The organism is Nocardia sp. SYP-A9097 (assembly GCF_009649815.1).
In the GTDB taxonomy this organism is placed as follows: Bacteria; Actinomycetota; Actinomycetes; order Mycobacteriales; family Mycobacteriaceae; genus Nocardia.
In genome coordinates this window covers 79,215-103,487 of sequence record NZ_WJIC01000016.1, presented here as the reverse complement: position 1 = coordinate 103,487, position 24,273 = coordinate 79,215, and the positions used below count along the sequence as shown (strand labels likewise).

Sequence of the window (24,273 nt, the reverse complement as noted above, 5' to 3'; positions counted from 1 at the left end):
TTCGTGGCCGGTCGTGAACTACGGATAGCCGGCGGCATCGCCGCCGCGGCGGTGACCCTCGGGGTCGCCGAGTTGGTCGCGGTGCTGATCAGCCCGGACAGCACACCCCTGCAGGCGATCGGATCGTCGATTGTCGATCACACCCCGGATGGGGTGCGCGAGTGGGTGATTCAGACCTTCGGCACCAATGACAAACTGGTGCTGTTCATTTCGATGGGTGCGGTCGCGCTCATCGCGGCGGGAATCGCGGGACTGGTCGAGCGGGCGCACCGCCCGATCGGTTCCATTCTCTTCGCCGCCCTCGGCCTGTCCGCGGCGGTCGCGGCGGTCACTCGGTCGCATGCCTCATGGACCTGGGCGCTGCCCTCGCTGCTCGGAGCCTGTGCGGGAATCATGGTGCTGCGCACACTGATTCGCCGCATCACCGATCTCGATGCGGCAGGAGAATCCGCAACAGATACGGAAAAGCCTGCGGCGGAAGTGAATTCGGATACCGCCCTGGAACGGCGACTCGTCATGCGCGGTATCGGCATCGCGCTCGGCGCGGGCGCGGCGGCCGGAATCGTGGGACGCGTTCTCGGCGCGCGCAGACGGGATGTATCCGGGGAGCGGGCAGAGGTGCAACTGCCGCCACCGGCCGAGCCGAAGGTCGCCGTCGATCCGGCGGCGGATCTCCGAATCCCCGGTCTCGCTTCATATCTCACGCCGAACCGCGACTTCTACCGGATCGACACCGCATTGACCGTCCCGCAGGTGAGCAAGGACGATTGGTCGCTGCGCATTCACGGCATGGTGGATCGCGAAATCCGGATCACCTACGCCGATCTCGGCTCCCGGCAGGCCATCGAGAAGCTGGTGACCCTGACCTGTGTCTCCAATCCCGTCGGCGGTGACCTCATCGGCAATGCCAGCTGGCTGGGGTACCGGCTCGATGAGCTACTGGCGGAAGCGGGTCCGCATGCCGACGCCGATATGGTGTTGTCCCGCAGTATCGACGGCTTCACCGCGGGCAGCCCGCTGGCGGTGCTCACCGATGGCCGCGATGCCATGCTCGCGGTCGGTATGAACGGTGAACCGCTACCCACCGCACACGGCTATCCGGCGCGCCTGGTGGTGCCGGGACTGTACGGCTACGTCTCGGCGACCAAATGGGTGACCGAGCTGGAGATCACGAGATTCGATCGCGCACAGGCATATTGGACCCGGCGCGGCTGGTCCGCGCGCGGCCCGATCAAGACCGGAACGCGCATCGACACCCCCGCCGGGGGCAGTAAACCGGCGGCAGGCAAGGTGACGGTGGCCGGTGTCGCCTGGGCGCAGCATCGTGGTATTCGCGCCGTCGAAGTGCGCATAGACAATGGCGAGTGGCAGCCCGCGCGACTGGCCGCCGAACCCTCGGTGGATACCTGGCGGCAGTGGGCCTTCGACTGGGACGCCACCCCCGGCCCGCACACCATCTGGGCGCGCAGCACCGACGGTGACGGTGTCGTACAGACCTCCGATCGCGTGGGCGAGATCCCCGACGGCGCGACCGGATACGCGTCGAACTTCGTGCGAGTCGGCTGAGTCGCGCACCGGTCCTGCACTTTTGATGGCAAGGTGACAACTGATTTCGTGAGGTCCGGGTAACTCATCGGGTACGCCCGAGTCACCGAGAGGCGGAACCGCATGAGTGGAGTTCTCGAATGGGCGCGGGCGGAAAACCTGCAGCCCGAACCGATCATCCTCGATGTCTGGAAACAGCTACCCCGCGAATTCCGCCACCTGGTCGAGGTGGTGAACGGTGATGTGGTGCGCGCCGAACCGTCCTCGCACGCGCATCACAGTGCCGCCCGGCGGATCGGAGCCATGATCGAGGCAGCCGCGGTCGCGCATACGGGGCGCTACGGCGAAGGGGCGCTGTACGTCGGCACCGAGCGGGAAGTGCTGCTGTGGGAGTGGCCGCGGGTCACCCTGCGCCGGCCCGATATCACGCTGTTCAAATGTGCGCCAACGGGTTCCGGTGTCCTGCCGGCCGCGCGGGTGAAGATCGCGGTCGAGGTGGTGTCATCGGTGACCGAGCGCGTCGACACCACCGACAAACAGGCGGAGTACGCGCAGGCCGGCATCCCCTGGTACTGGCTGGTGTATCTGGACGGCGATCATGTCACCGTCATCCAGACCCATGTGCTGGTGCTCGGGCACTACCGGCCGCACCGCCGGCTCACCCCGACCTGCGGAGAAACGTTGATAGACATGCCGATCGAGATCCGCATCGACTGGCCGCGGCTGTACGGTCTGATCTATTGACATGCTGATCTACTGAAATGAAAGAGACGGGCCCCCTTCGCGATTGCGAAGAGGGCCCGCGTGCGGTAGCGGATTATCCCGCCACGTCCGCCTTTTCGAACGAGGTCTCGGCCTTGTTCGCACCCTTGTCATTTCCGATGAACAGCGCGGACGCCACCACACCGATCAACAGAATGCAGCCCGGCAGGATCATGGACTGGCTCAGCGCGGTGCTGATCTTGTCCAGCACCTCCGCCCGCATCTGCGCCGAACCGCCGCCGCCCTCCATCACGGGTCCGCCGGGCAGATGCTGAGCCGCCAGCCGCGACGACATCAGCGCCGCGATAGCCGCCGAACCCAGCACCGAACCCACCTGTCGATTGGTGTTGTACACGCCCGCGCCCGCACCGGCCTGCTGGATCGGCAGATTGTGCGTGGCCGTGGTGGCCAGCGGCGCCCAGATGCAGGCATTGGCGATACCGGCGATACCGCCGATGACCAGGAACAGCGGAATCGAGGTATCCGGCTTCATCAGCGCGGAGAACCCGAAGATGGTCGCGGCGAACACCGCGAAACCGATGGTCGGCAGAATCCGCGGCGCCATCCGATCCGAGATCTTGCCGATGATCGGCGCGAACACGCCGGTCAGAATCGCCATCGGAGCCAGCACCAGCGCCGACTTGGTCGGCGACATACCGTGCACCTGCTGCAGGAAGAAGTAGAACGGCACGAAGGTCGAGGTGATCGCCGCACCCATGGCCGCGATCGCCAGACTCGACAGCGAGAAGTTGCGATCCTTGAACAGGCTCATCGGCACCAGCGGCTCACCGGAGTTGCGTGCCTGATTGACCACGAACAGCGCGAGCACCACCACACCACCGGCGATCATCAGCCAGATCACGGCGTCCCAATCGCGGGTACCGCCCTCCTGAATGCCGAAGACCAGCAGGAACATACCGATCGCGGACAGCGCCACGCCCACGAAATCGAATCCGTGCTCATGCGTCTCCAGTGCGGGCACCAGCCAGACCGCCAGCGCGAACGCGATAATGCCGATCGGCACGTTCACGTAGAAGATCCACTGCCAGCCCTGCCAGTCCACCAGCACGCCGCCCAGGATCGGGCCGACGAGGGTGGCGAGTCCCGCGACACCACCCCACAGGCCCATGGCCGCGCCGCGCTTGTCCGGCGGGAAGGTGCGGGTGATGACGGCCATGGTCTGCGGCGTCATGAGCGCCGCGCCCAGACCCTGGACGGCGCGGGCCGCGATCAGCATCTCGATGCTCGTCGACATGGCGCACCACAGCGAGGCGAGGGTGAAGACGGCCAGGCCGATCAGATAAATGTTCTTGGGGCCGAAGCGATCTCCGAGCCGCCCGGTCACCAGCAGCGGTACCGCGTAGGCGAGCAGATAGGCGGAGGTCACCCAGATGACCTTGTTGATATCGGCGTTCAGGTCCTGTTTGATCGCCGGATTGGCCACCGCGACGATGGTCATGTCCAGCAGGATCATGAAGAACCCGACGACCAGCGCGTATAGCGCCAGCCACGGATTGCGTTGAGCGGACATGGATATGGTTCCTATCTGAGTGAAAGTCTGTGTGGTGGACGGTGATTCGCGGTTGGTCAGGGGACCGCGCCCTTTCGGACGGCGGCGAGGTCCGCCTTGCTCAGGCCCGCGCCCCAATCGGCGCCGAGCCGATCGTCGTCGTCGGGAGTGCGTATCCGCTCACCGGACTCGGTGTCGAAATCGGACCACGGCAGCGCGCCGGACTCCAGATCGTCGATCAGCCGCCGCAGCCAGCCTGCCTCGGTGACATTCATGGCATGCAGATACTCGATGACCATCCAGTAACGCCGAGGCACCTGCTTGGCGCCGACCCAGTCCTGTAGCGCCTCGAATTCGGCGACTCGGCCGTCCACCCAGGTGACGCGTTCGCGCAGGAGAGCGATCACGTCGTCCACCGGCAAATTGTGCGTCTCGGCCAAAGCCACCGGAAAGATCGGGTACTCCTTTGCGGGAGTGCGGAGGATTTCCGTAATCCGGTCGCGGAGATTGTCCCGCCCCGCCGGATTGATCCGATAGGTGGTCCGTTCCGGCCGATTACCGGCGCGATCGGTCCCCTCCGCCATCACCAATTCCTGCTCCGCCAGCCGCGCCACCGTGTGATAGAGCGAGCCGGGTTTGATCTTCACCAGCTCGTCCTCGTGCCGAGTCATCAACAGCTGATACATCTCGTACGGATGCATCGGCCGCTCCTCCAGCAGCGCGAGCACCGCGATCGCCAACGGCGTCAGCGCCACACCCCCTGGCTTCCCCGTCATACCCGCCTCCTGTTCCACCCCAAATATTCCACGTGGAATATACGATGTGGAGCATGCAGAGGCAAGTCCGGCCCCGGCGAGGCAGTCGCGTGAACCCGAACACCCTCGCGCACCAGGGTTTCGGGGGCAGACGGATAACCGGCCGCTCGGTAGGCTGGCGCGGTGGTTAGGGATTCTGTGGCCTCGCATGTGATGCGGTTGCTGGTGGGGGTTGCAGAGGATTCGGGGGTTCCCGAGCATGAGCTGGCATTCATCGAGGGGGTGCGAGGGCCGGGGCTCGATGATGATTTGATCCGGTTTCCCACCTCTTCGCTGCTGCGGGTGTGGGAATTGATTCATGCGGCGGATCCGGTGGGGGGCGGCGCGCGGGCCATCGCGGCGGCCGATCGGGGGAGGCTGCATGTGTGGGATTACCTGGCGAGCGGAGCGCCAACGCTCGCAGCGGGTTTCGCCGATGCCGGAGAATATCTCAGTGCCATCTGCGATCCGGTCGCGCGGATTTCGGTGATCGAGGACGGGGCCCGGCTCACCGTCGGGCATGACAACCTCAGGACCGGGACCGCGGTCGACGCGACCATCAACGAATACGCGCTCGGACTGATACTGCGCCGGGCCAGGGATGCGCGGGGAGACGGATTACGGCCGGTGCGAGTCGATTTCGCGCACGACGCGCCACCGTGGCACCATCACCTCGACGCGGTCTTCGGGACCGGCAATATTCACTTCGGGCAGAGCGGGAATCGGATCACCTTCCTGGATCCCGAATCCGAGCCCGCCACAAAGCCATTCGATCCCGAGCTACAGCGGGTCATGCGCATGTACGCCCGGTCGATCATCGACAGTGCCCGGCCCGCGCCCGGCTGGCGCGACACCTTCCGCAATGCCATCGGCGAGGCATTGGCCGACAGTCACGGGCGCGGCACCTCGCTCGAAGAGGTCGCGCACCGGCTCGCCATGAGCCCGCGCACCCTGCAACGGCGGCTGGCCGAACACGACACCACCTGGCGCGAAGAGTTGGAGGCCGTGCGCTACGACCACGCCACCCGGCTGCTCCGTGAAACCGAACTGTCGCTGCAATCCATCGCGGGCCGCCTCGGCTACACCGACCACCGCACCCTGCGACGCGCCTTCCAACGCTGGACGGGCCAAACCCCCGACGCCTTCCGGCGCGCCGCCTGAACAACTTTCACCGCGCGCCACCGCGACCTTCATCGCGCATTCGCGGCGGCGGCCTTTGCCGCATTGAGCGTCACGGCGACGGCGTTCCAGATGGCGTACAGGCTCACCGCGTACGGCACCCAGGTCGGGTGGTGCACGGCGATCAGAATGATGGTCGCCACCGCCAGCGCGAGCGCGCGATGCACGATTCCGTTGTGCAGCAGGCTCTTCAGAACGGTCGCATTGATGGAAGGCTGGATCGTGGTCACTGTTCCACTCGCTTCTTCAGGGCCGCGTTCAGCAGCTCGAAACTCTTGATCGTGCCGGTGATGGTGCTGCCCAGGAATGGGGTCAGCAACCCGCCGAAATCCTCGGCCTGTACGAAACGTGTTCCGCCGTCCCGCGATTCGAGCGTGAACTTATGGGTGCCGTCGAAGAGCCCGGGCACCAGCACAATGCCCTTCCAGATGACCGCCCGGCCGGGCTCGGCCACCAGCACGCGCGGTGTGAACGTCATGGGCCGTCCGCTCACCGGGTACAGCTTCAAATTCAGTCGCTCGCCGACGGCAAGGGTCCCCGCGGCCTCCCGGATGAAGGGGTTCCATTCCCCGTATGCGGCGAAGTCGCTGAAGACCGTCCACACCTGCTCCGGCGGTGCGTCTATCTGTATCTCGGTACTGATCGATCTCATGAAAATGAGACTAGGAGCGCCACATTCGCGCGAACGGGACTCGATACGCCACCTAGGGGACAAACGACGCCGGGCCGGACTCCCGTGAGGGAATCCGGCCCGGAGCCTTGAAACGGTTGACCTAGACGGTCGGCGCGAATGCCTCGCCGATGATCTCGGCCTGCTCCACCGCGTGCACCTTCGACGAACCCGAGGACGGGGCCGACATGGCGCGACGCGAGATGCGACGCAGCTTGGCGAAGCGAGCCGGGAGGATCTCCGGCAGGTTCAGGCCGAAGAACGGCCAGGCACCCTGGTTGGCCGGTTCCTCCTGGACCCACACCAGATCGGTGGCGCCGGGGTAGCCCTCCAGCGCCTCGTTCAGGCGGAACTTCGGGATCGGGTAGAGCTGCTCGACGCGCACGATGGCGACATCGTCGCGCTTGTTCTTGTTCTTCTCCGCGACCAGCTCGTAGTAGATCTTGCCGGAGGTCAGCAGCACGCGCTTGACCTTCGAACGATCACCGTCGCCGCTCTCGTAGGTGGGCTCCTCGAGCACCGAACGGAACTTGTTGTCGGTGAAGTCCTCGACCTCGGAGACCACGGCCTTGTTGCGCAGCATGGACTTCGGGGTGAAGACCACCAGCGGACGGCGGATGCCGTCGAGCGCGTGGCGGCGCAGCAGGTGGAAGTAGTTCGACGGGGTCGAAGGCACGGCCACCGTCATCGAACCCTCGGCGCACAGCTGCAGGAACCGCTCGATACGACCGGAGGTGTGGTCCGGACCCTGACCCTCGTGACCGTGCGGCAGCAGCAGCACGACCTCGGAGAGCTGACCCCACTTGGCTTCACCGGAGGAGATGAACTCGTCGATGATGGTCTGCGCGCCGTTGACGAAGTCACCGAACTGCGCCTCCCACAACACAAGTGCGTCCGTGTTGCCGAGGGAGTACCCGTATTCGAAACCGACAGCGGCGTATTCGGACAGCGCCGAATCGTGCACCGCGAACCAGCCCGGATTCTTCGACCCGATGTTGTGCAGCGGGGTGTACTCGCCACCGGTCTTGCGGTCGATGATGACCGAGTGCCGCTGCGAGAAGGTGCCGCGACGCGAGTCCTGACCGGTCAGGCGAACGGCCTTACCCTCGTCGACCAGCGAGCCGAAGGCCAGCAATTCGCCCATGGCCCAGTCGATCTTGCCCTCGTACGCCATCTCGCGGCGCTTCTCCATGACCGGCTTGACGCGCGGATGCACATTGAAGCCCTCGGGCGCGTTCACGAACGCGTCGCCGATGCGCTGCAGCACGGTCTTGTCGACCGCGGTGACCAGCGTGGTCGGCATCTGCTGCTCGTCCTCGACCGATTCGGACGGCTCCGGAACGTACTTCTCCAGCTCGCGCACCTCGTTGAAGATCCGCTCCAACTGTCCCTGGTAATCGCGCAGGGCGTCTTCGGCTTCCTTCATGGAGATATCGCCACGGCCGATGAGGCTTTCGGTGTACGCCTTACGCACCGAACGCTTGGTATCGATGGCGTCGTACATGTTCGGCTGCGTCATCGACGGGTCGTCGCCCTCATTGTGGCCGCGACGGCGGTAGCAGATCATGTCGATGACCACGTCGCGGTTGAACCGCTGGCGGTAATCGACAGCCAGCTTCGCAACCCACACACAGGCTTCCGGGTCATCACCGTTCACGTGGAACACCGGCGCACCGATGAACTTCGCGATGTCCGTGGAGTATTCGGTGGAGCGCGAGTACTCCGGCGCGGTGGTGAAGCCGATCTGGTTGTTCACCACAATGTGCACGGTGCCACCGGTGCGGTAGCCGCGCAGACCCGAAAGGTTCAGTGTCTCGGCGACAACACCCTGACCCGCGAACGCCGCGTCACCGTGCAGCATGAGCGGCACGACGGAGAAGCTGCGCGCCTCTTCACCCTTGGTGACGAGGTCTTCCTTGGTGAGCAGATCCTGCTTGGCGCGAACCAGACCCTCCAGCACCGGGTCGACGGCCTCGAGGTGCGACGGGTTGGCCGTCAGCGACACCTCGATGTCGTTGTCGCCGAACATCTGGATGTAGGTGCCGCGCGCGCCCAGGTGGTACTTCACATCGCCCGAGCCGTGCGTGGCGGCCGGGTTCATATTGCCCTCGAACTCGGTGAAGATCTTCGAGTACGGCTTGCCGACGATGTTCGCCAGCACATTCAGGCGACCGCGGTGCGGCATACCGATGACGACCTCGTCGAGCGCGTACTCGGCGCACTGGTCGATGACACCGTCCATCATCGGAATGACGGACTCCGCGCCCTCGAGCGAGAAGCGCTTCTGGCCAACGTATTTGGTCGCCAGGAAGGTCTCGAACGCCTCGGCCGCGTTGAGCCGGGACATGATGTACTTCTGCTCGGCGACAGAAGGCTTCTCATGCTTCTGCTCGACGCGCTCCTGAATCCAGTGCAGCTGTTCGGGATCCAGAATGTGGGTGTACTCGACACCCACGTGGCGGCAGTAGGCATCACGCAGAATCGACAGCACGTCGCGCAGCTTCATGCGCTCCTGGCCGTGGAAGCCCGCGACATTGAATTCGCGATCCAGATCCCACAGGGTCAGGCCGTGCTGGGTGACATCCAGGTCCGGATGCGAGCGGAACTTGTCGTGCACCAACCGAAGTGGGTCGGTATCGGCCATGAGGTGACCGCGGTTGCGGTACGCGGTGATCATCTCCTGGACGCGGGTCGACTTGTCGATACCGCGTTCCTTGATGTCCTTGCGCCAGCGCACCGGCTCGTAGGGGACACCCATGCCGTGGAAGATCTCGTCGTAGAACTCGTCCGAGATCAGCAGGTTGTGCACGGTCCGCAGGAAGTCGCCGGACTCCGCGCCCTGAATGATGCGGTGGTCGTAGGTGGAGGTCAGCGTCATGAGCTTGCCGATGCCGATATCGGCCAGCTGCTCATCGCCCATGCCCTGGAACTCGGCCGGGTACTCCATGGCGCCCGCGCCGATGATCGCGCCCTGACCCGGCATCAGCCGCGGCACCGAGTGATTGGTGCCGATGGTGCCCGGGTTGGTCAGCGAGATGGTGACACCGGTCATGTCTTCGGCGGTCAGCTTGCCGACGCGAGCCCGGCGCACGACGTCCTCGTACGCGGTGTGGAACTGCGCGAAGGTCATGCCCTCGGTGTTCTTGATGGCCGCGACAGCCAGGGTGCGGTTGCCGTCCTTGCCGGGCAGATCGATGGCCAGGCCCAGATTGGTGTGCGCCGGGGTGACCGAGTTCGGCTTGCCGTCGATTTCGGCGAAGTGCCGGTTCATGTTCGGGAAGGACTTGATGCCCTGCACGATCGCGTAACCCAGCAGGTGGGTGAAGGAGATCTTGCCACCGCGGGTACGCGCGAGATGGTTGTTGATGACCAGCCGGTTGTCGATCATCAGCTTGGCGGGGATGGCCCGCACACTGGTGGCGGTCGGGATGACCAGCGACGCCGACATGTTCTTGACGACCGCGGCCGCGGCGCCACGCAGAATCTTGGCCTCATCGGTCGTCGCGGCCTTCGGCGCACCCGTGGTGGGGGCGGCGTTGGAGGCCGGGGCCGGAGTCGTCTGCGGGGCACGCACCTGAGTGGGGGCCGGGGCGGGCGCGGAATTCACGAGCGCTGCGGGCGCGGGGTTCGCGGCAACCGCGTTGTTCGCGACCGAGGTCGGCGTGCTGTTGGTGGATGGCGCCACCGTCGGCGCGGTGGGGGCCGCGGGGACAGGAGCCGCGGCAGCCGGGGCGGGGGTGGCCGGCCGGCCGCTGTTGCCGGTATCGCCGGAGGTCTCCGGCGAGTAATCGGCGAGGAACTCGTGCCAGCTCTCATCGACCGACGACGGGTCTTGCTTGTACTTCTGGTACATCTCGTCGACAAGCCACTGGTTCTGTCCGAACTGGTCTGTTGAGCTGCTCACAGCAGGTGTTCGCCTCATTTCGTTCTTCGCGCTGCGACGTTTGTGACGTGCCCGGCACGGGTAATCGGCGGATGCGCGCCGACGCGCCCCCACTGAGGATATGCCCACCCCTGTTCGCCCACGGGCATGGACTACCACCGAGCGGACACATTCCTTAGTGACGACTCGTCCTCGGCTGAGAATATTCCTTCGGTAGCCTGTGCCGCAGCCCAGAGGTGGGAGTACGCGCCGAGTGTCGAGAGCAGTTCTTCATGGGTGCCGATTTCGGCGATCCTGCCCTGTGCGACAACGGCGATCAGATCGGCCTGCGCGGCGGTCGCCAAGCGGTGCGCGACAATCACCGCGGTTCGGCCGCGCGTCACCGATTCGCTTGCTACCAGCACCGATGCCTCGGCGGCTGGATCCAGGACGGCGGTCGCCTCATCGAGTAGCAGCAGATCCGGTCGCACCAGTTCGGCGCGAGCCAGTGCGATGAGCTGCCGTTGCCCGGCCGAGAGTCCGCGGCCGCGTTCGCCCACCGGCTGGTGCATTCGCAGCGGTAGGGCATTGATGGTGTCGAGTGCGCCGACCGCGGCGGCGGCCGTCTCGATCTCCGCAGCATTCGCAAAAGGTTTGCCGAATGCAATGTTGCTGGCGATGTCTCCGGTGAATAAGTGAGCTTCCTGTGGAACAACTCCCAGCCGCGATCGGTAGTCGGTGAGGCGGTAGTCGCGGATATCGATGCCATCCACGCTGATGGTGCCGTTTTCGGTGGCAATCCGGTGCGGCTCATAGTGATCCGCTATCGGATCGGGTAATTCGGTGCGTTCGTGATCGTGATTTCCGTCATAGGGCATGTCGTAGAGCCGGGCCAGCAGCTTCACAATGGTCGATTTACCCGCGCCGGTCGCGCCGACCAGGGCCAGGCTGGTGCCCGCCGGGATACGCAGGCTGACACCGTCCAGGGCGGGGGTATCGGTGCCCGGATAGCTGAATCGCACTTTGTCGAAGACCACCTCACCGCGCAGGTGGCCGTCGATGACCGCCGCTTCGGCGGGATCCGGGGCGATGGAGGACGGTGTCCGCAGCAGCTCCCGAATCCGCCGCAGGCCGACACGCGCCTGCTGATAACCGTCGAAGAGCTGCGAGAGCTGATAGATCGGGCCGAACAGCAACTCCAGATACAGCACGAAGGCCACCAGGGTGCCCGCCGTGGTGACGCCGTCGGCGACCGCCCGCGCACCCATGAACACCACCGCGGCCAGCGCCAGATCGGCCCACGCGCCGACGAAGGCGAAGAACAGGGAGATGGCCCGTTGCGCCCGCATGCGGCTGATCCGATAGCGATGCGAGTAGCCGGTGAACCGCTCCGACGCGGTGCGCTCATGCCGATTCGCCTGCACCACACGCAATCCCGCCACATTCTCGGCGAAGTCCGCGTTCACGGTGGCCGAGTGTTCGCGGGATTCGGTGTACGCCGCATCGGAGGCGCGGCGGAAGAGCCAGGTGGCCACCAGCAGCGCGGGCACCGAGACGAAGACCACCAGCGCCAGCTGCGCGTCGATCACCAAGAGCGCCACCGCGATTCCGGCCACCATCAGCACGCTCACCAGGGCGTCGGGCAGGCCGGTCTGCAGGAAGGTGGAGAGGGCGTCGATATCGGTGGTCATCCGGGTGAGGATGCGGCCGGAGAGTTCGCGCTCGTAATAGTCGAGCCCGAGTCGTTGCAGATGCGCGTAACTGCGTACGCGCAGGCCATAGAGCACGCGTTCACCCGCGCGTGAACCCCACACCAGTGCGGTGGAGGCGGCCAGCCAGCCGCAGGCCGCCAGCACCGCGCCGATCAGCACCGCCAGGGTCAGCGCGGCACCGTCGTGCTCGGTCACGCCGGAGTCGATCGCATAGCGCACGATCGATGGAAAGGCCACGCCCACAATGGCATCCACCGCGAGCAGCAGTACCGCCGCGATGACCAGCCGCCGCACCGGCCGCATGGCCTTGACCAGTCGGAAGTCGAGATCCGGTGCGCGTAATTCCAGCTGGTCCAGCCCCGGCTGTTCGGTCGCGGGCGGGAGCGAGGTGAGCGACTTGCGCACCTCCGCCGGTGTATCGGGATCCAGCCCGGGATCGGCCTCCAGGCCCACCCGAACGGGCCCGGCGGTAGCGCTCGAGGCGGTAGCGGCGGTAGCGGGCGCGGGGCTGGCGGTTGTGTCCGTGGACGGTGTGGGTGAGGTGGCCGCGGTGGTCAATTGTGTTGCGGCCGAACCTTCCTGCTCGGTGAGTGTGGAATCGGGTGCGCGGCCGGGTGCGGGCAGGCGGATGATGCGGTCGGCGTGTGTGAGGGTGGATTCGCGGTGCGCCAGGATGAGTGTGGTGCGGGACGAATCCGTGGGCAGCGCGGCGAAAATGGCCGCCTCGGTGAGGGCGTCCACGGCGGAGGTGGCGTCGTCCAGAATCAGAATGCGGGGATTCGCCAGCAGGGCGCGGGCCAGGGCAATGCGCTGGCGCTGCCCGCCGGAGAGGGTGAGGCCACGCTCGCCGACCACGGTGTCATAGCCCTTGGGCAGCGCGCGAATGAAATCGTCGGCGGCGGCTTGGATTGCGGCGGTATGGATTTCGGCCTCGGTGGCCTCGGGTCGAGCCAGCGCGATATTGACCGTGATGGTGTCCGACAGCAGGAACGCCTCATCGAAGACCACGCCGACCGCGGCCCGCAGTTCGGTGGCCCGCAGCTCCGCGATATCGGCGTGCGAGTCCTTGCCGTACAGCGTGATCCGGCCCGAGTTCGGTGTATAGAAGCGGGGGAGCAGCAGTGACAGCGTGGACTTGCCCGAGCCCGCCGGGCCGATGATCGCGACCGTCTCACCCGGGGCCACGGTCAGGTCGAAGCCGTCGAGAATCGGTCGATCCGGATCGAATCCGAAAGTGAGGGAGGAGATTTCGATACCGAGCGGCCCCGCGGGCAGCGCCACCGGATGCGCCGGATCGGTCCGCTCCGGTGCACTGTCGATGACCTGGTTGACGCGTTCGGCGGCGGCACGGGTGAGCTGCGCCATCACCACCACCATGGAGATGGTGCGGGTGGCATTGGCCATGGTCGCCACATAGGCGGTGAACGCCAGGAAGGTGCCGAGCCCGATCGAACCGTGCAGCGCCAGCACACCACCCGCGGCGATCACCCCGACCAGTCCGGCCTGCGGAATGGCCGAGAGCGTCGGCCCGAATCCGGCATCGATTCGCGCCGCGCGCATGCGTTCGGCGAAGAGCCGTTTGCCGTGCCGCTCCAGCAGATCCACCATTCGGGCCTCCTGCCCGAACCCCTTCACCACGCGCACACCGGTGACGGTCTCCTCCACATGCTGGGCCAGATCCGAGCCGCGCTGCTGCGCCGACCAGGTGGCCGCGTACAGCTTCGGCCGCACCCGGTAGACGACCAGCGCGAGCACCGGAACCACCAGCAGCGCGGTCAGTGCCAGCAGCGGGGAGAGCCAGAGCATGATGGCGGCGGCGAGCACGAATTGCAGTGCGGCCACCGAGGACCACGGGCCCATCGCGAGCAGGCCCTGCACCAGGGTCAGATCGCTGATGGAGCGGGAGACCACCTGGCCGGTGCGCAGCGCGTCCTGCCCGGGGCCGTCCAGGCGCTGGAGTGCGGAGAGCAGATCAACGCGCAATTCATGCTGGACATCGAGGGCGAGTTTCCCGGCGGCCATCCGGCGTCCGAAGGAGGCGAGGAAGCGGCCCACTGCCAGCAGTGCCAGCAATCCGGCCATGGCCGTGATGATTCGGGTATTCCCGGCGGTCGCGCCGTCGAGCGCACGCTTGGCCAGCAGTGGACCGGTGACCTCCACCGTCGCGCCGAGCACTACCGCGAGAGAGATGGCGGCGAGCAGCCATGGATGCTCGCGACAGCGCTCCCAGAGCCGCCGCAGCCAACCATGACCGTTCGCGGCGCTCGCTCGTTCCACCCCTGACTTTTCCACCCCGGCCTCACCGACCTTCATCGCACTCACCTGATGCCGTAACGACGGCCCTACCCCCAGTTTGTTCCCGGCCACCGACAATCTCGGGGTCGAGGGTGTGTCGGGTGCGCGAAGTAGGACTTCCGCTTGTGCGCGGCGCGGGGGCGTGGTCCGCTTGTACGCATGCCGATTCAGCGTCTCAATCACGCGGTCCTGTTCGTCGCCGAGCTGGAGCGTTCGGTGACCTTCTACGAAGAGGTGCTCGGCTTCCGCCGCCTGCCCGGTGGTTTCCCGGGGGCGGCGTTTCTACAGGCCGCCGGCTCGGCCAATGATCATGACCTCGGCCTGTTCCAGTCGCCGGACCCGTCGATCGCGCATCGCACCGGGCGGGTGGGGCTGTACCACCTGGCCTGGGAGGTCGACACACTGAACGAGTTGCAGCGCATGCGTGCGGTGCTCACGAAAGCGGGGGCGCTGACCGGTGCCTCCGATCACGGCTCCACCAAGGCGCTGTATGCCGCCGATCCGGACGGTATCGAATTCGAAGTGTGCTGGTTGGTACCGGATTCCGCAGTCGAGGAGGAGCTCACGAATATGGCCGCGCCGACCATGCCGCTGGATCTACCGGGGCTCATCGCCAAGTACGGCGGGGATACGCCGGGTGGCCCGCGCACCGATCACGAGGTGTGGCGTCGCCTGTTCGCGGGTCGCTGACCGGGTCTCAGAGGTCGCGGCGGGTGAAGAACCACCATGCCGTGCCCGCCGAGGCCGCGGTCCAGATCAGCAGTACCGCGATGGCGGCCGGGGTGGGCGCGATGAAGTCGCCCTTGGCGTAGGCGCCATTGGTTATCGTCCCGACGGTGGCGGCGATCGGCAGCAGGGTCGCGAACCCGCCGAATCCGATGGCGCGCGCGGTAATCCACACCAGCGGCTCGATTATCGCCACCCCGACCATGACCGCGATCGCCTGTACCGGCGTGCGCAGCAGGAATCCCAGTGCCGCGCCGATCACCGACCAGCACACCGCGGCCAGCGCGACACCGCCGAAGATGGCCACCATATCTCCGGTGAGCTGTACCCGATCACGTCCGAACAATGCGAAGGCGGCCCCGCCGAGCAATTCCGTCCCCAGTACGGTGGCGAATGAAACCGCCGCCACCACACCGAGTTTCGCGCCGAACAGCACATTCCGATCCGGGGTGAACAGTGCGCTGATCCCCAGTGACCGCAGCCGATACTCGTCGCCCGAGGCCACCGCCCCGAGTACTGCCGCCAGCACCACGGCCGCGAGCAAGGCCAGTCCCGGCACGATGGCCGACCACCCCGCCAGGAACATGAACTCGTTCCGCCCCGTGTCGGCAGCCTTGTACACCAGCCCCATCACGGCGAATGCCACCACCGCGTACCCGGCGAGGCTTCCGGCCACGACCCGATTCACCCGCAGCGAGGTGATCTTCCGAACCTCCGAATTGGCCGCCCGCAGTACAGAATCCGGCACAGCGGTCAGAATCATCGAAAGTCCTCTCGTAAACAGCGTGAGCTTCGAATCAACGCGGCATTCCGTACATGTTGGGTGCGGGGTACCGGGAAGGCGCGGGGGTGGTTTGGGTGAGCGCGGCCAGGACCTGGTCGGGGTGGATGTGTTCGGGGGTGATCTCGGTGAGCTGGACGCGGGCCCGGGAGGCGGCCGATTCCAATTGGGCGAGTGAGGCTTCCGCGACCGCTAGGCGGCCGTCGGGGCGCATGACCGCGTCGGTGAAGCCCTGTGCGGCGAGGGTGGTCGCCAGTGCGATCGGGCTGGAGGCCCGGACCAGCAGGCGGTCGGGATGGTTGCGGCGCAGGCGCGACGGGCTGCCCTGGTAGGTGATCTTGCCGCGGTCCAGCACGATCAATTCGTCGGCCACCGGCAATGCGGCGCTGAGGCTGCGGGAGGTGAGCAGGACGGTGCCGCCGCGGCGGGAATGCGCGTGCAGATACTCGACGAGCCAGGCGGTTTCGGCCTGATCGAGTCCGTCGAACGGGTCGTCCAGCAGCAGTAGCGGCGGATTGCCGAGCAGGGCGATGGCCAGGGCGGTGCGGGTCCGCGCACCGGCGGGCAGGGTGCCGGTGCGCTCGTCCGCCAGGGCGTCCAGTCGGGTCAAGGTCAGCAGTTCGTCGACCCGATCGGCGGAAACGCCTGCGGCGGCTGCGAATACGCTCAACTGCTCACGGACCGTGCGCGCCGGGTGCAGGCCGCGCGGGGTCTGCACCGCGCCCAGTACCTGCCGTCCGCGCTGTGCCCCGGAGCCCGGTCCGCCGATGCTCGCGGTACCCGAGGTCGGGGTGAGCTGGCCCAGCAGCAGCCGCAGCACGGTGGTCTTGCCCGCGCCGGGGGGACCGACCAGCACTGCCACCTTGCCCGCGGGTACCACGAAACTCACCTCGTCGACGGCGGTGACGGTGTCGAAACTCTTGCTCAGCCCGGCGGCGGTGAAGGCGAGCGGGCGCGCCTGGCTCACGGCTGCTTGGTCCGGGGTGCGGATTCCACGGCGAGCAGCGGATCGGCGTCGATGACCAGCGGTTGCGGCCAGAACTGCGGCGGTGCGCCGAATGCCTTGCGCGAGTTGTCGATCACGCCGTGCCCGAGCGCGCGGTTGCCGAAACCGCCGATGGCCGCGCCGATTCCGGCCGGAATGATCTTGCCGACCATGAGTGCGCTGCGCTTGGCGAGGAACTGCATGACGAATCGCTTGAGCAGGGTGTCGTTCATACCGCTGATTCCGGGAATCTTGCCCGCCAGCAGCGTGCCCCAGTTCTTGGCGGAGCTGCCGACGCTCTTCTGCACGATCTCCATACCGCTCTCGCCCATGACCACTGCCAGCACCAGGGCGCGGCGGCGGTCATTGTCCTCGGGGGCGACACCGTGCACGGCCGCGACGGCCAGGGTGTAGACGGCGGAAGCCTCCAGGAAGAACGCGGTCTCCGCGCTCATGGCCGCGATCGAGGCCATGGTGCCGACGCCGGGAACCGCGGCGGTCGCGCCGACGGCGGTGCCACTGCCGGTGACCGCGGTCAGATACATCTTCTCGATCCGGGAAATGATCTGCGCGGGTGTCTCGCCCGGATGCCCATCGCGCAACTTCCCCACATACTTCGCGACAGCGGGGGCCTGCACCTGCGCCCCATTGTCGAGCAGCGAGACGACCGCCTTCTCGAGCCCGGCCTTGAACATCGGCATACCCCTTTAAATCGCGCGGTCCTACGACCGAAACTCTATACCGCCTCCCCGCGACTTTTGCCGGTCGCTCGGGTGCCCGGGCAGTTTCGTACCGGGGCTGCGGTCAGGTCGGGGATGGGTTTCGGGGGTCCCCCAGGAGTTACCCCGAAGGTCGCGAAATCAGTGCTTACGGGGGTAGAAGAAGACACATATCGTGGGGTTCGTGGCAGGTGTGTCGGAAGGCGCGAGCGGAGTTCCCGATCCGCGATTGCGCCCCTACGTCCTCGGGTACGAGGGCTATCTACTGCGTGGCTTCACGCCGGGCACGCATGTGGGGATGCCGGGGTCGGCGTTGACGGTGATCATCACGATCGATGAGCCGATCGAGGTGCCGGTGTCCTCGCATCCCGCGCAGCCGGGTGGGACTTGGGACATGTTGGCCAGTGGGCTCACCACGCGACCGTGTGTGATCGCGCATCACGGGTATCAGCACGGGGTGCAGTTGGCACTGACGCCGCAGGGGTGCCGGGCGCTGTTCGGGGTGCCCGCAGCGGCATTGGGCTCCTGGCTGGTCGATTTGCCGGAAGTTCTCGGTGGATCCGCGCGGGAGTTGCGGGAGCGGCTCGCGGGTACGGGGGAGTGGCCGCGGCGGTTCGCGATTCTCGACGAGATTCTGCTGCGGTGTGTGCGGCCGGTGCCTTGGGATGCGGAGCTGACCCACGCCTGGGATCTGCTGGCCGGACCGGATCCGGGGGTGCGGGTGGCGGCGGTGGCCGATGAGATCGGTTGGAGCCGAAGGCATCTCGGTAGTCGCTTCACCGCCGAATTCGGGGTGACACCGAAGGATCTGGCTCGAATCGCCCGGTTCGAGCGTTCACACGCAATGTTGCGTACGCCCGAACCGCCGTCGCTGGCCGAGGCGGCGGTACTTTCCGGCTACTACGACCAGGCGCATATGGCGCGCGAATGGCGCGAACTCGCGGGGCTGCCGCCGTCGGTGTGGCGGGAGCGCGAGGAGTTCCCATTCGTCCAAGACCAACAGTCCGTCGAGGTAGGAGGCTGAGTTCATGACCGAAACGACAACATCAGCAGCTGCGACCGGCACCGTCATCGTGTGGCCGACCCTGGTCTACCGCGACGCCGCGGCCGCGATCGACTTCCTGGAGCGGGCCTTCGGTTTCGAGACCGTCGCCCGCCACACCGACGGCGATATCGTCGCCCACGCCGAATTGGCCTGGCCCGCCGGTGGCGCGATCATGCTCGGCTCCGTCCGCGAGGGCATGGCCCTGGAGTGCCAGCCGCCCGGCGTCGGCTCCGTCTACATCGTCGTCCCCGAGCCGGACGCCCTCTATGCCCGCGCGAAAGCCGTGGGCGCGAACATAACCCGTGAACTCCGTGACGAATCCGGTTACGAATCACGAGGTTTCACCTGCCGCGATCCCGAAGGCGTCTACTGGAGCTTCGGCACCTACGGCGGCGAATCCCGCTGACCTGCTTCAGGCGGGCTGGTGGCCGGTAGGCACTCGCTCTGCCACCGGAGGCGGCGGGGGTGGCGTGCCCTCGCCGAAGGGATTGCCGCCCAGCGCTTCCCGGCCGTGCGGAGTCAGCCAGCCGGCCAGATTCGGGCCCTTGGGGACGATCCGCGTGGGGTTTATATCCGTGTGAACGATGTAGTAGTGCTCTTTGATCTGGGTGAAGTCGGTGGTGTCACCGAACCCCGGCGTTTGGTAGAGGTCGCGGGCATAAGCCCAGAGCACCGGGAACTCGTCCAGCTTCTGGCGATTGCATTTGAAGTGCCCGTGATAGACCGGATCGAAGCGCGCCAACGTGGTGAACAGCCGCACATCGGCTTCGGTAATGGTGTCTCCCACCAGATATCGCTGGGTGGAGAGCCGTTCTTCGAGCCAGTCGAGGGCGGTGAAGAGCCGGTCGTAGGCGGCATCGTAGGCGGTTTGATCGCCCGCGAATCCGCACCGGTAGACGCCGTTGTTGACCTCGGTGTAGACCCGCCGGTTCACCAGGTCGATCTCTTCGCGCAGATCCTTCGGGTAGAGCTGCGGCGCGCCCGCCCGCTGGTATTCGGTCCACTCGGTGGAGAAATCCAGGGTCATCTGGGCGTAGTCGTTGGTGACGACCTGACCGGTCGCGACCTCCACGATCGCGGGCACCGTGATTCCGCGCGGATAGTCCGGATACCGCGCCAGATACGCGTCCCGCAGAAAGTGGATCCCCAGCACCGGATCCACCTCGCCGGGATCCAGATCGAAGGTCCAGCTGCGTTTGTCGTGCGTCGGCCCGCATAGCCCCAGCGACAGCACCGATTCCAGCCCGAGCAGTCGCCGGACGATGAGCGTCCGATTGGCCCAAGGGCAGGCGCGCGTCGCGACCAGGCGATACCGTCCGGGTTCGACCCGATACCCGTCGCGCCCGTCCGCGGTGATCCGCGTGGTGATGTAGTTGGTGTCCCGCTTGAACTCGCCGGGCTCCACGTAAGCGCCGTTCTCCGATTCCGAGGTGGTCACCCGATCAGTCTCGCAGACGGCGGCGCGGGTGGCCGGAGGTCGCCGAGGCCGGTCTTTTCCGGTGAAGTGACGGCGCATACATTCAGTTCATGACCGACTCCAAGCCCACCCGTCTGGAACGTATCGTCACCGAGGGCGGTGCGCAGGCCGCGATCCTCACCATCGCCAATCCGCCGCTGAATCTCTTCGACAACGCGGTATTCGAGGCGATCGCCGCCGATGTCGAGGATCTGACCGCCGATCCGCCGCGCGCGGTGCTGTTGCGGGCCGAGGGCAAGCTCGTCTCGGGCGGTGTGGATGTGCATATCTTCGACGGTCTGTCGGCGGCCGAGGGCGCGCAGCTGTGGCAGGCGTTGTTCGCGCGCATAATTCACCCGCTGGAGGCGTTGCCCTGCCCGGTGATCTTCTCCGCGCACGCGCTGTGCCTGACCGCGGCCTTCGAGATCGCGCTGGCCTGCGACATCATTCTGGCCGCGCCCAAGGCCAAATTCGGTCTGGTCGAGACTGTGGTCGGTCTGACCCCGTCGATGGGTGGCCCGCAGCGGCTGGCCGAGCGCGCCGGTTCGGGTCGGGCCCGCGAATTCGTCATGACGGCCGATCTCTACGACGCGCGGACCATGGCGGATTGGGGTGTGGTCAATGCCGTGCACGAGGATGTCGACACGGCCGCGCACGCTTTGCTGACCAAGCTGGCCGACGGCCCGACACGCGCGCACGCCGCGACCAAGGAGATCGTCGGGGCTTGGCGTTCCGGTGGCGTGGCGCATGCAGACTCGGTGACGCCGCAGGTCTCGGGGCCGCTGTTCGCCACCGATGACCTGCGCGGCGCGGTCAAGAGCTTCCTCGAGATCGGTCCGGGGAAGGCTACTTACACCGGGCGCTGATCGTTTCGAAGCCGTGACGTCTCGACTACGTTTGCCGACAATCCGCCCAAATATGTGATGTGCATCATATAGTCACTGGTGCCTGCAGGCTCGAGGCGCTCGGAGGGACGGATGTCGCAGTTACTGGTCGAATACCCGCACTCGCGAAATGCCTGGTGCGACAACCCTGTTGCGCGCGGCGCCGATGGTGTCCTGCGCTACGGCAACCTGACGCCGGCGCTCACCGAGCTGCTGGATATTCAGGTGCATACGTTTGCCGCGCGTGAGGCGGTGGTCGAGATCGGCGGCCCCCGCCTCACATATCGGGAGCTCTGGTACTCCGCCTCCCGGATCGCAGGTGGATTACAGGAGCACGGAATCGGCTACGGAGACCGGGTCGCAGTAAGACTGCCGGTCGGCGCGCGCTGGGTGCAGGCGTTCCTGGGCGCGCTGCTCTCGGGCGCGGTGCCGGTGCTGGTGCATGACGGGCTCCCGGATGTGGTGGCAGACCGCGTGATTCGTGATTCCGCCGCCGACTACATTCTCGACGGTGGTGGCAGTGCGGCGAATTACCGTGCGGCGCTGCCCGATGGTGCGGCGTTCATCGATGACGGCGCGTCACTGGGTGAGCTGGCGCTGCTCTGCTACACCAGTCCCGGCTCCGAGATCGGGCCGCGCGGCGTGGAGCTGACCAACGAAAACCTTTTGTCGGCAATCCGTTCCGTGGTCGGCGCGCTGGAGCTGCCGTCGGAGGGCCTGCGCAATCTGGTGCTGCTGCCGCTGGCCCATGCCAGCGGATGTGTCGACCAATTGCTGCCCACCTTCGCGGTCGGCGGCACCGTGGTGCTGGCGCCCGATCCGGCGGCCATTGCGAAAACCCTTGTCGCCGAACGAATAGACATGGTCTCCGCGACCCCCAGAATCTTTGCGGGCCTGCTGCCCGAACTCGAGGGCCTGCGCCTGAATCGCGTCCGCCAGGTCTGTAGTGCCGGCCACCGCGCCGAACTCGCCGCCGCCGACCACTCCACCTCGGATTCGGTGGCCATCACCCTCCGCGAAATCTTCCCCGAGGCCCGCCAGTGGTCGGTCTGGGGCGCCACCGAAACCAGCGGTATCGGCCTGGCCCGAGACGATGGCGCCGCCGCCCGCGACGTCCTCGGATTCCCTTTCGGCGGAACCGAACTCGCCCTCTTCGGCCCCCGCGCCGAAACCGGCCTCGGTGAACTCCTCTGCCGCGGCCCGAACGTGGCCCCCCGCTATTGGAACGACCCCCAAACCACCGAATCCCGCTTCACCGGTCCCTGGTTCCACACCGGCAACCACGTCAGCATCGACCCCGACGGCCTGGTCCGCCGCGCCCCCGCCGAGTAACCCGCACCCACCCGCCGACCGTGCACCCAGGGCGGCGATACGTCCCATTCGCCGCCCTGGCTGCACACTCGCGCAGGTCGGCAGCAGTGCGGCTCGCATGCCGAGTGCGCTCGCCGAAGGTTCACCGGAAAACGGTTCTCATCACCGGCGCGACCTCCGGTAAGGCTGTGACGGCGCGGCTCACCGCCGCCTGCGCACACTCGCCGAATTCATTGCGGCGAGTGTGCATTCATGGCGGTGACGCGCCGATCGGTGCCGCCATGAATGCACACTCGCGGGGGTTCACTCGATCATGCGGGCGCGCAGGGCTTGTCGCTGGTCGTCGGTGATGCCGATTTCGGTGAGGTAGCCGTCGATGCCGCCGTACATCTCGTTCATGGTTCTGGTGCCGGATTCGAGGTAGTGCGGGCGGACGCCGAGCAGGTCGTCGGGGAGTTCCTCGTCGGTCTCGCCGGCCATGTAGGCGCGCAGGGTGGGGACGGCGTCATTGCTGAGCAGGTAGTCGGCGTAGACGTCCTCTTCGGTGACCTCGACCGCGCGCAGCAGGGTGGCGATGGCCCAGCCGGTGCGATCCTTGCCCGCGGCGCAGTGCACCAGGGCGGTGCCGGCGAGAGCGCTGTCGGCGAGGGCCTTGATGGCGGTGTGTGCCTCGGGCATGGCGGGGAAGAGCCGGTAGACCTCGAGCATGTGGTCGGCCGCGGTGACATTGCGGCGGGCCTCGTGCGGCGGGGTTTCGCCCATGCGCGGGTCGAAGGGAGTGACGTGCAGGCGGACCTGCTCGGGCAGCGCGTCGTGGCCGATCAGGTCGATTTCGGCGAAGCCGCGCAGGTCGTGTACATCGGTGATGCCGAGTTCGAGGAGCCGGGTGCGGCCTTCGTCATCCAGTCGACTGAGCTGGGCGGAGCGTAGTAGCACTCCGCCGCGCACCTGGGAACCGCCGGTGGTGCGGGCGCCTCCCACATCGCGGAAGTTGAAGGTGCCGGTGAGCAGGAACTGGTCGTGGCGCGCTGAAGTCACCCGATCAGGCTATCGGTGGGCGTCCGAACGCAGTGCGGCGAATGCGTTTGCCGGAGGTGAATTTCGTGTCGTGACCGGCGCGTTGCGAATGCCTGGGCGGTTTCGCGCATGTGGGTTCGGGAACAGTCGCTATCTTCGACAGTACGAGCGTCCGTGTAAAATACCGCTCGGTCCTAATGTCCGCTTTTACCGGGCGATCAAGGAATTTCAGCCTTTCCTTTCGATCGCGAGCGAGTAGCGATTAGGTAACAAAACAATCCTCCGGTACGAAATTGGCTATCAAACCTGGTCACGAACCCAGAAAAAGACGTATCGTTGATACCTGTTGAACGGGTACGCCGGGGTCCTGCTCTGGTGATCAGCGCTGATCTGCACACCCGTTGAGCGAGCCGCGCAAGCGAGATGCGCGAGTTCTTTTTCGCTAAAGGGAGTCGTCGTTGAGCGCTAGTGGAGAAATCGTCCAGGTCGGATCGCGATCGAACATGACCGATGCCATGGCCGAGGCCATCGAGAAGGCCGCCGCATCGCTCGACATCACCGGTAGTCGTGCCCTGCGGGTACTGCTGCACGCGGGCGTGAGCACGCTGTGGCCGATGTTGAAGTCGACGCCGGACCGGCAGTTGAGCGCCTATGAGTCCACCATCGCCGTGCTGCGCCGTCGCTGGGAGGGCGGTCAAACCGTCTGTGTCCCGGATCCGGAGGGTTCGGCTATGTTCCGGCAGTTGGATCAAGAGGTCACCGAGTTCCTGGGCCTGTGCGCGCAGCGCTCGGGTACCCAGTGGCTGGAGCCGGTGGATGCGATTGCCGCATACCTGCTCGCGGTGATTCAGGGCATGGTGCTGCGCTGGCTGGCCGACTGCGATGACGAGATATCGCTCGTCGTGCTGGATGACCTGGTGTCATACCTGTCCACCAAGGCTGTCGACCTCTGATTCGAACGGCCGGGTCCGGGTTCGCCGAATTGCTGGACGCATGACCAGTTTCATGGTCGAATGAAGT

General features: G+C 66.3%; 20 protein-coding genes. 9 read left to right on the top strand and 11 right to left on the bottom strand.

The features are described 5' to 3' along the window. Positions 1–3: 3 nt before the first annotated feature. Together GFY24_RS27550 and GFY24_RS27545 are read left to right on the top strand one after the other, a co-directional pair. Positions 4–1,566 carry a molybdopterin-dependent oxidoreductase gene (locus tag GFY24_RS27550; RefSeq protein WP_309231410.1) on the top strand — a complete coding sequence of 521 codons (1,563 nt, stop codon included), beginning with the start codon at positions 4–6 and terminating at the stop codon, positions 1,564–1,566. 102 nt (positions 1,567–1,668) lie between these two features. Then, positions 1,669–2,289 (top strand): Uma2 family endonuclease, encoded by a 621-nt coding sequence (locus tag GFY24_RS27545; RefSeq protein WP_153808006.1) that lies wholly within the window; start codon positions 1,669–1,671, stop codon positions 2,287–2,289. Between the two features lie 73 nt (positions 2,290–2,362). On the opposite strand, the gene GFY24_RS27540 is transcribed toward GFY24_RS27545, so the two are convergent. After that, the gene (locus tag GFY24_RS27540) at positions 2,363–3,838 is read right to left on the bottom strand and encodes a DHA2 family efflux MFS transporter permease subunit (RefSeq protein ID WP_153808005.1); all 1,476 of its coding nucleotides are present in this window, start codon (positions 3,836–3,838) and stop codon (positions 2,363–2,365) included. A 56-nt stretch (positions 3,839–3,894) separates the two neighbouring features. Then, positions 3,895–4,593: a PadR family transcriptional regulator gene (locus tag GFY24_RS27535; protein WP_194853040.1), complete on the bottom strand. Its 699-nt coding sequence runs from the start codon at positions 4,591–4,593 to the stop codon at positions 3,895–3,897. A 162-nt stretch (positions 4,594–4,755) separates the two neighbouring features. Here GFY24_RS27535 and GFY24_RS27530 point away from each other — a divergent pair, with 162 nt between their 5' ends. Continuing rightward, the gene (locus tag GFY24_RS27530; protein ID WP_153808004.1) at positions 4,756–5,772 is read left to right on the top strand and encodes an AraC family transcriptional regulator; all 1,017 of its coding nucleotides are present in this window, start codon (positions 4,756–4,758) and stop codon (positions 5,770–5,772) included. 29 nt (positions 5,773–5,801) lie between these two features. Here the strand turns inward: GFY24_RS27530 and GFY24_RS27525 are convergent, their stop codons facing one another. From GFY24_RS27525 to GFY24_RS27510, 4 genes are all read right to left on the bottom strand, one after another. Beyond that, positions 5,802–6,020, bottom strand: coding sequence for a hypothetical protein (locus GFY24_RS27525; protein WP_153808003.1), 219 nt, complete (start codon positions 6,018–6,020; stop codon positions 5,802–5,804). Continuing rightward, positions 6,017–6,442, bottom strand: a complete 426-nt coding sequence (locus tag GFY24_RS27520; RefSeq protein ID WP_153808002.1) for an SRPBCC domain-containing protein — start codon at positions 6,440–6,442, stop codon at positions 6,017–6,019. The genes GFY24_RS27525 and GFY24_RS27520 overlap by 4 nt, the downstream gene beginning before the upstream one ends. A 121-nt stretch (positions 6,443–6,563) precedes the next feature. Then, positions 6,564–10,382 (bottom strand): multifunctional oxoglutarate decarboxylase/oxoglutarate dehydrogenase thiamine pyrophosphate-binding subunit/dihydrolipoyllysine-residue succinyltransferase subunit, encoded by a 3,819-nt coding sequence (locus GFY24_RS27515; RefSeq protein WP_153808001.1) that lies wholly within the window; start codon positions 10,380–10,382, stop codon positions 6,564–6,566. 113 nt (positions 10,383–10,495) lie between these two features. After that, positions 10,496–14,347 carry an ABC transporter ATP-binding protein gene (locus GFY24_RS27510; protein ID WP_153808000.1) on the bottom strand — a complete coding sequence of 1,284 codons (3,852 nt, stop codon included), beginning with the start codon at positions 14,345–14,347 and terminating at the stop codon, positions 10,496–10,498. A gap of 141 nt (positions 14,348–14,488) precedes the next feature. Here GFY24_RS27510 and GFY24_RS27505 point away from each other — a divergent pair, with 141 nt between their 5' ends. After that, positions 14,489–15,019, top strand: a complete 531-nt coding sequence (locus GFY24_RS27505; protein WP_153807999.1) for a VOC family protein — start codon at positions 14,489–14,491, stop codon at positions 15,017–15,019. A 7-nt stretch (positions 15,020–15,026) separates the two neighbouring features. On the opposite strand, the gene GFY24_RS27500 is transcribed toward GFY24_RS27505, so the two are convergent. The 3 genes from GFY24_RS27500 to GFY24_RS27490 are packed head-to-tail and all read right to left on the bottom strand — an operon-like array spanning position 15,027 to position 17,516. Continuing rightward, positions 15,027–15,818 carry an ABC transporter permease gene (locus GFY24_RS27500; protein ID WP_153807998.1) on the bottom strand — a complete coding sequence of 264 codons (792 nt, stop codon included), beginning with the start codon at positions 15,816–15,818 and terminating at the stop codon, positions 15,027–15,029. Between the two features lie 34 nt (positions 15,819–15,852). Then, the gene (locus GFY24_RS27495; protein ID WP_309231409.1) at positions 15,853–16,803 is read right to left on the bottom strand and encodes an ABC transporter ATP-binding protein; all 951 of its coding nucleotides are present in this window, start codon (positions 16,801–16,803) and stop codon (positions 15,853–15,855) included. Next, the gene (locus GFY24_RS27490; RefSeq protein WP_153807996.1) at positions 16,800–17,516 is read right to left on the bottom strand and encodes a hypothetical protein; all 717 of its coding nucleotides are present in this window, start codon (positions 17,514–17,516) and stop codon (positions 16,800–16,802) included. Before GFY24_RS27490 ends, GFY24_RS27495 begins: the two co-directional genes overlap by 4 nt. A 208-nt stretch (positions 17,517–17,724) precedes the next feature. Here GFY24_RS27490 and GFY24_RS27485 point away from each other — a divergent pair, with 208 nt between their 5' ends. Together GFY24_RS27485 and GFY24_RS27480 are read left to right on the top strand one after the other, a co-directional pair. Then, positions 17,725–18,564: a helix-turn-helix domain-containing protein gene (locus GFY24_RS27485; RefSeq protein WP_309231408.1), complete on the top strand. Its 840-nt coding sequence runs from the start codon at positions 17,725–17,727 to the stop codon at positions 18,562–18,564. Positions 18,565–18,568: 4 nt separating this feature from the next. Beyond that, a complete protein-coding gene (locus GFY24_RS27480) occupies positions 18,569–18,991 on the top strand; it encodes a VOC family protein (RefSeq protein WP_153807995.1) in 423 nt (140 codons plus the stop codon). A gap of 6 nt (positions 18,992–18,997) precedes the next feature. On the opposite strand, the gene GFY24_RS27475 is transcribed toward GFY24_RS27480, so the two are convergent. Next, a complete protein-coding gene (locus tag GFY24_RS27475) occupies positions 18,998–20,023 on the bottom strand; it encodes a glutathione S-transferase C-terminal domain-containing protein (RefSeq protein ID WP_309231407.1) in 1,026 nt (341 codons plus the stop codon). An 89-nt stretch (positions 20,024–20,112) separates the two neighbouring features. Here GFY24_RS27475 and GFY24_RS27470 point away from each other — a divergent pair, with 89 nt between their 5' ends. Both GFY24_RS27470 and GFY24_RS27465 read left to right on the top strand, forming a co-directional pair. Then, entirely contained in the window at positions 20,113–20,907 is a 795-nt protein-coding gene (locus tag GFY24_RS27470; RefSeq protein WP_153807993.1) for an enoyl-CoA hydratase/isomerase family protein, read from the top strand. A 111-nt stretch (positions 20,908–21,018) separates the two neighbouring features. Then, entirely contained in the window at positions 21,019–22,257 is a 1,239-nt protein-coding gene (locus GFY24_RS27465; protein WP_153807992.1) for a class I adenylate-forming enzyme family protein, read from the top strand. Positions 22,258–22,539: 282 nt separating this feature from the next. Here the strand turns inward: GFY24_RS27465 and GFY24_RS27460 are convergent, their stop codons facing one another. Continuing rightward, complete coding sequence (locus GFY24_RS27460; protein ID WP_309231406.1) at positions 22,540–23,274, bottom strand: tyrosine-protein phosphatase; 735 nt, start codon at positions 23,272–23,274, stop codon at positions 22,540–22,542. Between the two features lie 437 nt (positions 23,275–23,711). Between GFY24_RS27460 and GFY24_RS27455 the strand changes: the two genes are divergently transcribed. Further along, complete coding sequence (locus GFY24_RS27455) at positions 23,712–24,206, top strand: TetR family transcriptional regulator (protein ID WP_228566702.1); 495 nt, start codon at positions 23,712–23,714, stop codon at positions 24,204–24,206. The last annotated feature ends 67 nt before the right edge of the window (positions 24,207–24,273 follow it).

Bases quoted from the DNA above. Each gene is read 5' to 3' on its own strand.
- GFY24_RS27545 (WP_153808006.1), top strand. From the start codon at position 1,669: ATGAGTGGAGTTCTCGAATGGGCGCGGGCGGAAAACCTGCAGCCCGAA.
- GFY24_RS27540 (WP_153808005.1), bottom strand. From the start codon at position 3,838: ATGTCCGCTCAACGCAATCCGTGGCTGGCGCTATACGCGCTGGTCGTC.
- GFY24_RS27535 (WP_194853040.1), bottom strand. From the start codon at position 4,593: ATGACGGGGAAGCCAGGGGGTGTGGCGCTGACGCCGTTGGCGATCGCG.
- GFY24_RS27520 (WP_153808002.1), bottom strand. From the start codon at position 6,442: ATGAGATCGATCAGTACCGAGATACAGATAGACGCACCGCCGGAGCAG.
- GFY24_RS27515 (WP_153808001.1), bottom strand. From the start codon at position 10,382: ATGAGGCGAACACCTGCTGTGAGCAGCTCAACAGACCAGTTCGGACAG.
- GFY24_RS27510 (WP_153808000.1), bottom strand. From the start codon at position 14,347: ATGAAGGTCGGTGAGGCCGGGGTGGAAAAGTCAGGGGTGGAACGAGCG.
- GFY24_RS27505 (WP_153807999.1), top strand. From the start codon at position 14,489: ATGCCGATTCAGCGTCTCAATCACGCGGTCCTGTTCGTCGCCGAGCTG.
- GFY24_RS27500 (WP_153807998.1), bottom strand. From the start codon at position 15,818: ATGATTCTGACCGCTGTGCCGGATTCTGTACTGCGGGCGGCCAATTCG.
- GFY24_RS27490 (WP_153807996.1), bottom strand. From the start codon at position 17,516: ATGTTCAAGGCCGGGCTCGAGAAGGCGGTCGTCTCGCTGCTCGACAAT.
- GFY24_RS27480 (WP_153807995.1), top strand. From the start codon at position 18,569: ATGACCGAAACGACAACATCAGCAGCTGCGACCGGCACCGTCATCGTG.
- GFY24_RS27470 (WP_153807993.1), top strand. From the start codon at position 20,113: ATGACCGACTCCAAGCCCACCCGTCTGGAACGTATCGTCACCGAGGGC.
- GFY24_RS27465 (WP_153807992.1), top strand. From the start codon at position 21,019: ATGTCGCAGTTACTGGTCGAATACCCGCACTCGCGAAATGCCTGGTGC.